Annotated in this window: 14 protein-coding genes and 1 riboswitch; of the genes, 5 read left to right on the top strand and 9 right to left on the bottom strand. The window is 60.9% G+C overall.

Annotated features, from left to right (window positions below):
• Positions 1-34: 34 nt before the first annotated feature.
• The 6 genes from PY649_RS11425 to PY649_RS11400 form a co-directional block, all read right to left on the bottom strand.
• Positions 35-1051 (bottom strand): ABC transporter substrate-binding protein, encoded by a 1017-nt coding sequence (locus PY649_RS11425; RefSeq protein ID WP_285868491.1) that lies wholly within the window; start codon positions 1049-1051, stop codon positions 35-37.
• Positions 1052-1062: 11 nt separating this feature from the next.
• On the bottom strand, positions 1063-1818 hold the full coding sequence (locus PY649_RS11420; protein ID WP_432761350.1) for an ABC transporter ATP-binding protein: 756 nt from the start codon (positions 1816-1818) through the stop codon (positions 1063-1065).
• Positions 1819-1844: 26 nt separating this feature from the next.
• Positions 1845-2651 (bottom strand): ABC transporter permease, encoded by an 807-nt coding sequence (locus PY649_RS11415; protein ID WP_285868488.1) that lies wholly within the window; start codon positions 2649-2651, stop codon positions 1845-1847.
• A 16-nt stretch (positions 2652-2667) separates the two neighbouring features.
• On the bottom strand, positions 2668-3276 hold the full coding sequence (locus PY649_RS11410; protein WP_285868487.1) for a YkoF family thiamine/hydroxymethylpyrimidine-binding protein: 609 nt from the start codon (positions 3274-3276) through the stop codon (positions 2668-2670).
• Positions 3267-3381: riboswitch (TPP riboswitch) on the bottom strand. (Overlaps the previous gene by 10 nt.)
• An 89-nt stretch (positions 3382-3470) precedes the next feature.
• Entirely contained in the window at positions 3471-4817 is a 1347-nt protein-coding gene (locus PY649_RS11405; RefSeq protein ID WP_285868486.1) for a GAF domain-containing protein, read from the bottom strand.
• Positions 4814-5353 carry a hypothetical protein gene (locus PY649_RS11400; protein ID WP_285868485.1) on the bottom strand — a complete coding sequence of 180 codons (540 nt, stop codon included), beginning with the start codon at positions 5351-5353 and terminating at the stop codon, positions 4814-4816. The genes PY649_RS11405 and PY649_RS11400 overlap by 4 nt, the downstream gene beginning before the upstream one ends.
• Positions 5354-5457: 104 nt before the next feature.
• On the opposite strand from PY649_RS11400, the gene PY649_RS11395 reads away from it, so the two are divergent.
• Positions 5458-6165, top strand: a complete 708-nt coding sequence (locus tag PY649_RS11395; protein ID WP_285868484.1) for a hemerythrin domain-containing protein — start codon at positions 5458-5460, stop codon at positions 6163-6165.
• A 311-nt stretch (positions 6166-6476) separates the two neighbouring features.
• On the opposite strand, the gene PY649_RS11390 is transcribed toward PY649_RS11395, so the two are convergent.
• The 3 genes from PY649_RS11390 to PY649_RS11380 all read right to left on the bottom strand — a co-directional run bounded on the left by PY649_RS11390 (position 6477) and on the right by PY649_RS11380 (position 9970).
• Positions 6477-7457: a TRAP transporter TatT component family protein gene (locus PY649_RS11390; protein WP_285868483.1), complete on the bottom strand. Its 981-nt coding sequence runs from the start codon at positions 7455-7457 to the stop codon at positions 6477-6479.
• A gap of 106 nt (positions 7458-7563) precedes the next feature.
• On the bottom strand, positions 7564-9075 hold the full coding sequence (gene glpD / locus PY649_RS11385; protein WP_285868482.1) for a glycerol-3-phosphate dehydrogenase: 1512 nt from the start codon (positions 9073-9075) through the stop codon (positions 7564-7566).
• Between the two features lie 121 nt (positions 9076-9196).
• Positions 9197-9970 carry a DeoR/GlpR family DNA-binding transcription regulator gene (locus PY649_RS11380; RefSeq protein ID WP_285868481.1) on the bottom strand — a complete coding sequence of 258 codons (774 nt, stop codon included), beginning with the start codon at positions 9968-9970 and terminating at the stop codon, positions 9197-9199.
• A gap of 98 nt (positions 9971-10068) precedes the next feature.
• Between PY649_RS11380 and PY649_RS11375 the strand changes: the two genes are divergently transcribed.
• The 4 genes from PY649_RS11375 (at position 10069) to PY649_RS11360 (ending at position 12397) form a co-directional block, all read left to right on the top strand.
• Positions 10069-10839: an SDR family NAD(P)-dependent oxidoreductase gene (locus PY649_RS11375; protein WP_285868480.1), complete on the top strand. Its 771-nt coding sequence runs from the start codon at positions 10069-10071 to the stop codon at positions 10837-10839.
• Positions 10840-10941: 102 nt separating this feature from the next.
• On the top strand, positions 10942-11280 hold the full coding sequence (locus PY649_RS11370; protein ID WP_285868479.1) for an ArsR/SmtB family transcription factor: 339 nt from the start codon (positions 10942-10944) through the stop codon (positions 11278-11280).
• Positions 11281-11584: 304 nt separating this feature from the next.
• A complete protein-coding gene (locus PY649_RS11365; protein ID WP_285868478.1) occupies positions 11585-11899 on the top strand; it encodes a hypothetical protein in 315 nt (104 codons plus the stop codon).
• Positions 11900-12202: 303 nt separating this feature from the next.
• On the top strand, positions 12203-12397 hold the full coding sequence (locus tag PY649_RS11360; protein ID WP_285868477.1) for a hypothetical protein: 195 nt from the start codon (positions 12203-12205) through the stop codon (positions 12395-12397).
• Positions 12398-12448 lie beyond the last annotated feature (51 nt).

Raw genomic sequence — 12448 nt, 5'->3', positions numbered from 1 at the left:
GGCATCGCGAAGGTGTCGGCAAGTATGGGTGAGTTTAGCCGAACAGCGTGTTGGTGTAATAGGTGCCGAAATCCGGCTTATCCTTGAGAACCGCACCCTGGCCGTCGAGCAGGATGCCGTGGGCGAAGAGGAAGTCTCCGAGCGCCAGCGTCTTGGCCGGATCGATGAGACCGCTTTTGCCGTCGGCGGTCTTGAGGTAATGGCCGGCGATCAGCTCCTTGAGGGATGCCTTGACCAGATCCGCGTTGGTGAGCGCGCCATTGGCGCCCGCTATCAACAGATCCGCGGATTCGTCGGGATGGTCGACAGAGTAATCGTAGCCGCGCTTGGTCGCCTGGATGAAAGCCTTGGCCGCCTCGGGATTCTTGGCGATATAGGCGTCGCTGGATCCGATCAGGGTCGTCTGTTCATCCGGAACGCCATAGTCGGAATAGCGGAAGCGGCGCACCGCCTTCTTCTCGAGCTGAGCCTCTATGCCCTCCCACGTATAGACCTCAAGCGTGAAATCGACCGAGCCGCTGGCAAGCGCCTCATAGGCCGAGGTGCCGAGCGTCACCGTATTGATTTTGCCCTCTCCGCCGTCATTGCGGATGATGGCGGAGATCAGGGCATTTTCCCAAGCGCTGCCGAAACCGCCATAGGTCTTGCCGTCGAGATCTTTCGGGCGCTGGATGTCCTTGCGGCTGTCGTTGAAGATGACGCGGCCGGTCTCGGTCTGCACTATGGCATAGACGCTCTTGATGTCGGCACCCGCGGCGCGTTGGGTAAAGACTCCGATCGGCCCGGTGATGCCGAAATCGGCGACGCCATTGGCAACCAGCGTGCCGGCATCGGTGTCGGTATAGGGCAGGATCTGCACGTCGAGCCCGGCATCCTTGTAGAAATTCTTCGCCTGGGCGACATAGAGGCCGATGTGGTTGGTGTTCGGCGTCCAGTCGAGGGCTATCTTCACCTGGGCCGGCTCGGCGGCCGCAAAGGCGGTGCGGGCGAGCGGCAGGGTGGCGGAGGCAAGCGTCAGGGCAAGAGCCTGGCGGCGCGTGAGAAGCGGCATGGCGGTCTCCTTCAAGAGGGTCGATGAAGCAAGGTTTCGAGAATGTCGGCCTCGATATCGCGGACGGAGGCGTCGGCAAGATCGGCGAGCTTGCGCGGGCGCGGTAGCGGCACGCGAATTTCGCGGATGATCCGCGCCGGGCGCGGCGAAAGCACATAGATGCGGTCTGAGAGGAACACGGCCTCTCGGACGTCATGGGTGATCAAGAGCGCCGTCCAGCGATGATCAGCCCACATGGTCTGCAGCCATTCCTGCATCTGTGTGCGCGTCAGCGCATCGAGTGCGCCAAAGGGCTCGTCGAGGAGCAGCATGTCATGCTTCTGCACAACGGTGCGCAGCAAAGCGACGCGCTGGCGCATGCCGCCGGAAAGCTGAGACGGATAGTGGTTTTCGAACCCGGCAAGGCCGAAGGGCTCGAAGAGCGGTTCGACCATCGCCCGCGCCGTCCTCCGGTCCATGCCCTGGACGCGAAGGCCGAGCGTGGCATTGTCGATGATCCGGCTCCAGGGCATCAGCGCGTCGCGCTGCGGCATGAAAGCGAAAGTGGCTGCACTTTCCGAGAGCGGCTGGCGATCGAAGACTATCTCGCCACCGCTCGCCTTTTCGGTGCCGGTCAAGAGCCGCAGGATGGTGGATTTGCCGGCGCCGGAGGGACCGACGATGGTGACGAATTCGCCGTCGTTTACGGTGAGCGAGATGTCGTCCAACACGGTCATGGCGCCGAAGGATTTGGAAATCCCGCGGAATTCCAACCTATGCGTAATCATTGGCTGTAAGGCCATTGCTTGTAGGGTCATGACGATGTCGGCCTTTCGCTATGGCGCCAGGGCATCGTCAGGTGGCCGAGCAGAACGGTGATCGCAAAAAGTGCGAGCGTCAGGCCAGCGCTGACGAAGACGGCGGCGAGCACGAGATCGGGGCGAAAATTGTTCTTGGCGTTGAGGATGTAGATGCCCAGCCCTTTGGCGGCGCCGGCATATTCTGCGAAGATCGCGCCGACGACGGCATAGGTGATCGCGATCCTCAGGCCTGCGAAGAAATATGGCAGAGCCGAAGGCAGGCGGGCCAGGAAGAAGATCCGCCAACGCGAGGCCTTCATCGAGATCAGCAGCTCGTGGATATCCTTATCCGTCGCCTCATAGCCCTGCAGCAGCGCCACCAGCATCGGGAAGAAGGTGACGAGGGCGACGAGCAGGATCTTCGGCACTAGGCCGAAGCCGAACCAGAGCACGACCAGCGGCGCAATCGCCACCAGTGGCAAGGTCTGGCTGATGACGAAAAGCGGAAACAGCGCACGGCGCACCGGCCGGGCAAAATCCATCAGCACCGAGAAGATGAAGGCGACGGCAAGCGAGCAGCCAAAGCCTGCGAGTGTGGCGCTGAGCGTCGGCCATGTATTGTCGATGAGCGCCTGCCGGTTAATCCAGCCTTGCATCAGGACGCGCGAGGGCGACGGCAGGATGGACGGGCGGATGCCGGAGAAATCGGCGTAGAATTCCCAGAGGGCGAGGAAACCCACAGCAGCGGCAATCGCGGGCAAGGCGCCGATAATGGCAGCGGGAAGCGCAGATGGCGCAAAAGCGGACAGACGTCGTGACATGGCCGATAAGCTCTGATCAGGCTTTGGTCGGGCTGTTTGCGGATACCGTGATGTCCAGGGTGACGTGGCCTTCGGGCGGACCGAAATTGACGAAGGCCTGCTGCAGAGTGGCGAAGATAGCGCCAGCGTCGCCCCGCAGCTTGGTGGAGAAGTTCTTGGCCTTATCGAAGGTGCCCGACCGTTTCAGGAAGTCGATGCAGCCATAGATCTCGTCCATATGGTCGCCGGTGCCCATGACATAGAGCGAGAATTGGGCAGCCGACGGTTGATTGGTAACCGGCGTTTCGGCAACGGCGGTGAGCGCCGCATCGATACGCTCGGCAAGCGGCGCCTTGACGCCGTCCCCGAGGTTGACGCCGCAGATCGGATCGTCCGGTTCGCCGGGGCAGCCACGCGAGACGGCCGCCGAGAGCACGCAATGTTCGCCGGATCGTGCGGCAAAGACGAAGAGATCGCGCATGGCCGCGAAGAGCACATCAGGCGGGCCAACCAGAAGGGTGGAAATATCGTCGGTTTCGATGCGAAGCGCATCACGATAGGGGTCGAGGCCCTTGATGGCTTCGAGGATGATGCCGGCGAAATTGCCGGACATGGGATACAGGGATACTTGCGCGCCTGAGAACATTTTAACCTCGCTCCGCTGGCATTACCCAGATCAGCTTTGAAGGGTCCGGAGGCATGGCGCCTCACATCTCAGCCCCGGCTTTACGGAGCTCCCCTGTGAACGGCGCGGAAGCTAGCACCGGTTTTATGACAACGCAACGGCAAATGTTCAGGTACCGGCGAATGCAAAAGGCGCCCGAGCCAAACCCGTTGCGGTCAGTCTTCCACCACCTCAATCTCCGGACGGCCGGCAAGGGTGAGCCGCAGACGGCCGCGGTCGGCGCGCTCGAGCATGATCGGGCCTGCCTTTTCCTCCAGCCGCCGGCGCAGCAAGATCAGCCGGGTCTCCAGATTGTCCTTGAAGTCCGGCAATTGCAGGCGCCGGTCTCGGCGGATCTCACGGTTCAGAAAGTCCTGCTTGCCGGTGCGCGCATAGTCTTCGAGAAAGTGCAGAAGCAGCCGCCCCGGGACGCCGCGGATGAGATAGTCATCGTCGACGAACAGCGAGCCGTCGCGCGGATAGAAACGCACGGCGATGCGCCGACCGGCGGGCACGCTTCCGGCCTCGTCGGCCGACCTCTCCGCCTTCTCGCGCCGGCCCGTCTCCGTCCGCTCGCGTTCCTCGGAAAGAAATGAGAGCGCGGTGGCCAGATGTGCTGCGATCACTGTCAGCGCCTCCTCGTCGCGATGGCGAAAGGTGAACCGCTCCGTCGATTCCGAGAACAGTACGCCGACGAGCCTTCCGCGCGAGACAAGCGGCAGCGCGGTCTGACTGAGCGGCTTGTCGAGCGCCGGAAGCGGGATCGGCGTCGCATCCTCGACGCCCGCCATGGCCCGCACCGCCTGGATGTAGCGCTGGCCGCGACTCAAGTCGGTGATCCGCACATTGCGCCGCCGCTCGGCCGCAACGCCGATAATGCCGCGCCCGGGCGGAACCTCCGCGCCGAAGCCGAACTGGTCGTAGCCGCGGCTGGCGATCGTCGTCAGCCCGCCGCGTTCGCCGTCCGGCACCAGCACCATGGAATGGTGGTAGCCAAAGCACTCGCCGAGGCCCTCAAGCGTCACATCGAGCAGCGCTTCCGGATCGCTGCAGTCCGACATCCGCGCCGTCAGCCTTGCCACCTTGCCCATCAGCTCGGGCAGCACGAGCGGCTCCGGCTCGACCAGCGGATTGGCGGCCGGCACGGCCTGGCAATCCTCCACCCGGTAGATGTCGACGGCGCGCAGCTTCATGATCCCGGTCATGCGGCTTTCCAGGATCGCCAGATGAATCGCCACCCGCTCGAAGATCTCGCCTTCCATCTCGGAGCGCTCGAACACCAGGTCGAGCACGTGCTGCTGGCCGCTATAGCCGTCGACCACCATTACCGTCGCCAGCCCGTTGCGTGCCACATTGGTGGCGGTCTTGGAGAAAAACTGGTTGGAGAGCGCAACATGCGTCTCGTCGACGTAATGCACGTGCGAGAGATAGGAGATATTGGGCATTCCGTCCGCATCGGTCGTCGCGATGATGGAGGGAATGACGCCCTCGAAGCTGTCACGCAGCCTTTCGAGCGGGATCATGCTACGGTTTCCGGTATCAGCCTGCGTCCGGCACCCGGCCCGGGCGTCTGCTCGAAGACCTCCTGCGGCTCGATCGTCAGGCAGACGAGTTCCTGGTCCGAGAGCGTGCTGGAGAGTTGCATTCGGGTGACCCCGAGCGCCAGCATCCGCGCGAGCTGTTCTGCGACATAGGCCTGGCCCAGTGCCCGGCAAGCGGCATCCGCCGGCCCCGCCTCGAGGACCCGGCCTTTGATCTGGCAGGCCTTGTAGTCGGCGGCCCGTACATAGGTCGTGGCAATCGGCCGGCCGGCCCGCGCCTCGCCCACAGCCTTCGGCCATTGGCAGCGGGAGGCGAGAAAGTGCAGATGCCCGCTCTGCCGGCCGAAGCGCACGCCGGAACCGCGGCCAATCATCGGTCGGCCGGCCTCGTCGCGCGTCGCGAACAGCATCATGACGGGACTTTCTATGAATTCCGCGAGTTCCGGCCCCAGCAATACTTTTCCCCCTGAAATGCGGCGATGATAATTAGTTAGGATATTCTTAGCAATCGTCGCCATCGCTTAGGATGATTTTAGGAAGCGCCTCGGAAAGACCTTGGCTATCTCTCGGCTATCAGCCCGGCGCACAGGAATAGGCGCCGGCCAACGAGAGGAAAACCATTATGAGCCACGAATTCTCGCTTACCAGCATTCCCGATCTCAACGGTCGTTACGACATCTACGGCGCGATACACAAAGGCCTGCGCAAGGCCGGCTGCGACCTGCTCGGACGTCTCGGCACAGCCGATTTCCAGAACGCCGAGGAGACAGTCTTCCTGATCGACGACCTGCGCAATTACCTGATGCTCGCCGCATCCCACGTCAATCATGAGGATGACCACATCCACGTGGCGCTCGCCGCCAAGGGCGTCTCGACCGTCACGCTGGACGACCAGCACGACGACCACCGCACCGCCTTCCGCGAGCTGGAAGAACTGATTGCGGCCTGGGAAAAGGCCTGGCCGCTGCACAAGCCCGCCTGTGGCCGCAAGCTCTATCTGGCTTTCGCCGCCTATATCGCCGACGACTTCGCGCATATGCACGAGGAGGAGACGGTGACCGGTCCGCTGCTGTGGCGCAGTTTCACCGACAATGAAATTCTCGGCATCGAGATGGACATCATCGCCTCCTTGCCGCCGGAAAAGAGCATGGCCTTCATGCGTGTCATGATCCCGGCGATCAATCCGGCGGAGCGTGCGGCGCTCCTGGGTGCCATGAAGAAGGACGCGCCGCCGGAAATCTTCCAGGCGGTCATCGATTTCGCCGTCCGTCCGGGCCTTTCGGCCATCGACTTCGCCCAGCTTGCCGGCGCGCTGAAGCTGGCGGCCTGAGAAGGTCACCGCGGGCGAAGGATCGAGGCTCCGCCCGCGGCAGCGCCCAGAATTTCCGGAGAAGAACCATGTGCAAACCGAACGGCGGGGCCGGCATGCCGGACGAGTGTCCGCGCCGCGGCAATTGTCGCGGCTGCTCGGTGCCGCTTTCCGTCATGGCGGGGGAGGGGATCGTAGCGCGTCTCGACACGCTCCTCATGGAAGAACGCTCACTGCCCGTGCCCATCTTCTCGGAGACGCGCCTCGGATCTAGGTATCCTATGCCGATTCCGAAAAGAGAAGAACCATTCTAGCCGCCGGACCTGACAGCACTACGCCGTTCGGTACCAACTCTCCCACCATTTGAGCACCCGCATCGCTCGCAGGGTGATCCATTGCGAAGGCCTACCTTGTCCGTCGTCGATCTCAAACCACACTCGCCCCGTCGGGCTCCAGTCGAGCGGCCAGGTGCCGTCTTCGAGGCGTCTCAAACGAACATGTTCGATCGCCTCGCCAAGGCGCGGATCCGGGGCGGCGCCAGTCAGTAGCGCGGCGGAGCGGAAATAATCGAGGGCGCGCAGCATGTCGTAGCGCCAGCGGTTTGGGTGCACGAAGCGCAGAAAGCGCTCGTCTGCGGGCTCGCCGGTGCCGAGACGGCGAAAGAGGTTCCGTTCCAGGATATATTCTTCGCCCGACCTGCGCGCCTCTCGAGATTGAGGTGTGCCCCCGGTCGCCCTCTCAAATTCCAGCAGTCCTTCCAGTACATTGATCGTGCTCGCGAAGGACGAGCGGACCGAGCCGTTGATCCTCTCGCAATTCCACCCGCCGTCTTCGAGACGCTCGCCGACGAGCCTGTTAACAATGGATGAGACGTCGACCCCGAAATAGGCACCGTCGGCAACGGTCCGGCCGTTGATGCACTCCTCGACTTCGCCCTGCCAGTAGGGCTGACCGCCTTCATCCCATCTTGAGCTTGCGCCGATCAATTCGACAGTTCGTCTTGCCCGCTCCGACGATGGATCGAGGCCAAACTCCCGCAACTGCGACAGGGAAAAGCTGGTGGCCGTCCACGGCTGACCGTGTTCATGCCATTCTCGAGAATTGAAATTGCGTGGCAGGAAGGCGCCGCCTGCCCACTGACCGTCTTCGTCCTGATAGGAAAGAAGTCTGGCGCCCCAGCCCTCGGTCTCCACTTTGGCTCGCTCCGCCATCCATTCCGCTTCCGAGGCGTCGAGCAGGTCGCGCATCACCTGCCATCGGATCGATGGGTCGGAGCCGAGAAGCCAGTCGATTACCGCGCCAGAGTCGGTCATGCAGGCGAACCTATCAGTAAATCGGGGCGACGGCCTCTTTTAATGACTTCCGTTGGTCCGCGCCAGCCGCGCTCGCGAGGAACCCGGCTGGACCTCGCGCATCTGCTCAAGCATGAACGCGGGTGCCGGCCATATAGTCATCCAGCGCGGCAGCTTCGTCCTTCGAGAGATAGAGGCCCTTTTTCGAACGGCGCCAAAGGACGTCGGCCGCGGTATAGGCCCATTCATGTGTCATGAGATACTGGACTTCCGCTTCGTAGAGATCACTGCCAAAGCTGCGGCCGAGATCGGCCGTGGACTTCGCCTCTCCAAGGATCATGGCGGCGCGAGTGCCATAGCGGCGCACGAGTCTGCGTGCGTGCGGGTCGGCGAGGAAAGGATAGCGCCCCTTCAGCTTGGCAACCTGGGACTCATATCCGCGAACCGGGAAATCGCCGCCGGGAAGGGAGCTCTTGGCCGTCCACGGCGTGCCCTTGAGGCCGATGACCTCGCCGATCTTTTCTAGCGCATGTTCGCTTAGGCGACGATAGGTGGTGAGTTTGCCGCCGAAGACGTTGAGTAACGGCGCCTGCCCCTCCGCGCCCTCGACTTTCAGCACATAATCGCGCGTTGCTTCCTGCGCCTTTGAGGCGCCATCGTCATAGAGCGGACGTACGGCGGAATAGGTCCAGACGATGTCCTCGCGCCGGACGGGTTCCTTGAAATATTCGCTGGCGGCATTGCAGAGATAGGTGGTTTCCTCGTCGGAAATCTTCACATCCTTCGGGTCATCTTTGTAGTCGCGGTCCGTCGTGCCGATCAGGGTGAAATCCTGTTCGTAGGGGATGGCGAAGATGATGCGATTATCCGGATTCTGGAAGAAATAGGCGCGTGGATCATCGAATTTCTTGCGGACGACAATGTGGCTGCCCTGCACCAGGCGAACATTGTGCACCTGGTTCTTGCCGAACGCGTCGGACAGAACATGGTCGACCCAGGGGCCGGCGGCGTTGACCAGCATGCGCGAACGGAACGCGCGCTTCCCGCCGGTGATGGTGTCCTGTGTTTCGATCGTCCAGGTGTCGCCTTCGCGACGGGCGGAAATCACCTTGGTTCGCGGCATGATGGTGGCGCCGCGATCGGCAGCGTCCCGGGCGTTGAGCACGACCATGCGCGCGTCGTCCACCCAGCCGTCGGAATATTCGAAGGCCTTGCTGAACAGCGACTTCAACGGTCGTCCCGCCGGATCCGTCTTCATGTTCAGCATCGCGGTCGGCGGCAGCAGCTTGCGGCCGCCGAGGTGATCGTAGAGGAAGAGGCCGAGGCGGATGAGCCAGGCCGGGCGGATGCCGCCTCTGTGGTAAGGCAGGACGAAACGCAGCGGCCAGATGATGTGCGGCGCCATCGCCCACAGCACTTCGCGCTCCATCAGCGACTCGCGCACAAGGCGGAATTCGTAATGTTCGAGGTAGCGCAGGCCGCCATGGATGAGCTTGGTGGCGCCGGAAGAGGTGCCGGAAGCAAAATCATTCATTTCGGCAAGCGCGACCTTGTAGCCGCGTCCGGCGGCGTCACGGGCTATGCCACAGCCGTTGATGCCGCCACCGATAACGAAGATATCGTAGATCTGCTCGCTCACGCACGCCCCTCCGAAAAGGACTGCTATCGTTTAAAAATGGAAAAATTCGAAAATCAATTCATCTAAAGTGAAATCAATACGAATGTCAAACGAACGTTTCGTGACGAAAGCTATGAGATGATCAATTCTGCCGACGCGAGGTTTCCACCAAACGAACGCCGTGCTCCGCTGCCGTGGCGCGAACGGACTCGACGCGGCATTCGTCGGTGACGAAGGTATGGACTTGCGAGAGATGGCCGATGCGCACCGGCGCTGTGCGTTCGAACTTGGTGCTGTCGGCCACAAGGATGACATGGCGAGCATTGGCAATGATCGCCTGCGCCACTTTCACTTCGCGGAAATCGAAATCCAGAAGCGCGCCGTCGGCATCGACGGCCGAGGTGCCGATCACGGCGTAGTCCACCTTGAATTGCTTGATGAAGTCGACCGCCGCCTCCCCGACGATGCCGCCGTCCGAGCCGCGCACGACACCGCCGGCGATGACGACCTCGATCGACGGGAAGATGCGCAACTTATTGGCGACGTTGATATTATTGGTAATGACCATCAATTCGTGGTGGCCGAGAAGGGCCTCGCCGACCGCTTCGGTCGTCGTGCCGATGTTGATGAAGAGGGAGGTATTGTTGGGGATCAGGCCGGCAGCGGCGCGGCCGATCGCCTGTTTCTCGGGGGCTGCGATGGAGCGGCGCGCTTCGTATTTGACGTTTTCGGTACCGCCCGGAAAGATCGCGCCGCCGTGCACACGCGATAAAACGCGGCCGTCGCAGAGGTCGTTCAGATCCTTGCGGATGGTTTGCGGCGTGACGGAAAAGCGGAGCGCCAGTTCCTCCACCAGCACACGGCCCTCAGCCTTGGCGATTTCCAGAATCTCGGTCTGGCGCCCGGATAGGAACATTGTCGACGCTCCCTTTCTTTCGTTTTTCTCTCATCATATGATAAAGTGAAAATTCCGCAATTGCCGGTGCGCGGAATCTGCGACTTGGGGAGGTCATCGTGTTTCATCCGAAGCTATTCGAAAATCGCAATGTCGTGATCACCGGCGCCGGCCGCGGCATCGGGCTGGAGGTGGCGCGGCAGTTTCTTGATTGCAGCGCGCGTGTTCTTGTCCACGTCGGCCGCGATGCCGGCCGCGAGTTGCCCGATTTTCTGATGGAGGCCGAGCTCGATCGCCGCGCCTTTCTCGTTCCCGCTGATTTTACGAGCGAGAACGGCACGAGGGACTTTGCTCTCGCCGCTGCCGATGCGTTCGATCGCATCGATGTGCTGGTGAACAATGCCGGTACCATGGTCGGCCGCTTTCCGGCCGGCGAACTGACCGACGAATGGTATGACCGGATCGTTCAGCTCAACCAGACCTCGGTGGTCGAGGTGACAAGGGCGCTGTTGCCGATGCTTCGGGCGGCGGGCCAGGCGGCGATCGTCAACACGGTCTCGATTTCGGCTCTGACCGGCGGCAGCCCGGGATCGGCGATCTATTCCGCCTCGAAGGCCTTTGTCGCCACCTATTCGAAGGCTCTGGCGCGCGAGCTGGCGCCTGAGGGTATCCGGGTGAATTGCGTGTCGCCGGGAACTATCGCCACGGACTTCCACGAGCGTTATTCGTCGAGGGAAAAGCTTGAACAGACGCGCCGTTCTATCCCGCTGCAGCGTCTGGGCACGCCGGAGGATTGCGCGCCCGCCTATCTCTTCCTCGCCGCGCCCACGCTCTCCGGCTACATCACCGGACAGGTGATCGAAATCAATGGCGGACAGCTTATCTGCTGATAATTTGGACCTTTTTTGGTGTTCTGCGATTTTTTGAACCAGCTTCTGGACCCATAATATTATAGGCATATCTCTATGTGAGTTATCGCCAGAGGCTGTCATATGTCGCTGTGTTCACCGCTTGACGGTGCTGCCGAGCATAATGTTGAGGAACTGAGTGCGAAGGCTCAAAGGGCTAGTATCCTGTTGAAGGCTCTGTCGCATGAGACACGCCTGGCCATTCTCTTCATGCTGGCCAAGCGCGAAAAGACCGTGACGGAGATCGAGGAGCTTCTCGGTCTGCAGCAAGCAGTGGTTTCGCAGCATCTGGCGCGGTTGCGGCTGGAGAAGCTGGTCGATACGCGCCGTGAGGGCCGGCTCGTCTATTATGCCGTCGCCAGTACCGAAATCTGTACCGTGGTCAATTCGTTGCAGGAAGTCTTCTGCAAGGCCAATTGCTGATCGTCACAGGTCAGGCTGGTCGAGTGGCTGACGTCCGTCATAAACGGGACATGAATTTTGCCGGCCTTCTGCCAATCACGGCTATCCTCTCGACCTTGCAGATCAAGACGAGGGCCCCTGCGAGGCTGGCGAGACCGGTATCTGCGGGCTGTGACCGACTTTCCATTTATTCTGAAATGCGAACAGTCATTTCACCAAATGCGGACAGTAAAGTTAGCTTATTGTCACAAAGACTATGTCACAGAAGGCTTAATTATGGGGTTCCTCCGATAGCGATGTCGGAGGATTGAATAAAGGAAACCCCATGAAGAAGATCATTTTACTCGCGGCAATTGGATTGTTTTCCACAAACGCCGTAGCGATGTCCAGGCACGACTCCCAATCGCTCACCTGTTCAGCCGTTCATGACGAGATGGCCAAAGATGGCATGGTGGTGTTGCGACATCCCTCGCACGCGCACCCGGACATGATGATGTACGATCGGTATGTCACGAATTCGACGGCATGCATCGGGCAAGGCGCGATGGGAACTGTCAGCGTTCCGACCAAAGACGACCCGAACTGCAAGGTGAAGACCTGCGTCTTCGCAACAGGAAAAGGGCCGAATAAAAACCACTAAGGCGACTGACTGAGTACGCGCTTTTTGCGTGGACAGCTGAAGTCGCCTCTATGCTGACGGAATGCCGGGATTCCGATCCCGTCGTTCCAAAAGGTCCAGTCCCAGGATCGTTGAAAAGGCCCGGTACTCCCAGCCGGGCCTTTTTGGTCTGACGGAGGTCCGGAAATTTCTGAAGCCTCGTTTTGGCCTTCAATTCATCATCGTATCGTCAATTGCTTGACACGACAGTGTTATGCAATGGCGCTAATACTCCTAGCATAAGATAATAAGGAGGATAGGCTCGTGTATCACAGGGAAATGACGATGTCGGAAGTTTTGCGAGATCCGATGATCCGGCAGATGCTTCGTGCCGATCGGGTTTCGTTGAGCGAATTTGCGAAGCTTCTGGAAAAAGCCGCCCGCGCAAGTAATGCAATCTCTTTCGAAGAGAGTGCGATACCGTTTATCCCTCGCGTTTTCGTCGAGCACCCTTCTGTTTGCGGTGAAGCGGGTCACTAAGTTTTTCTGGGGCGCTAGGCGGACAGCCTTGAAACAATCCTATCGCCACAA

Origin of the sequence: Rhizobium mayense (genome assembly GCF_030272705.1) — a bacterium.
GTDB classification, from domain to species: Bacteria; Pseudomonadota; Alphaproteobacteria; order Rhizobiales; family Rhizobiaceae; genus Rhizobium; species Rhizobium mayense.
This window is presented reverse-complemented; position numbering and strand designations above follow the sequence as displayed.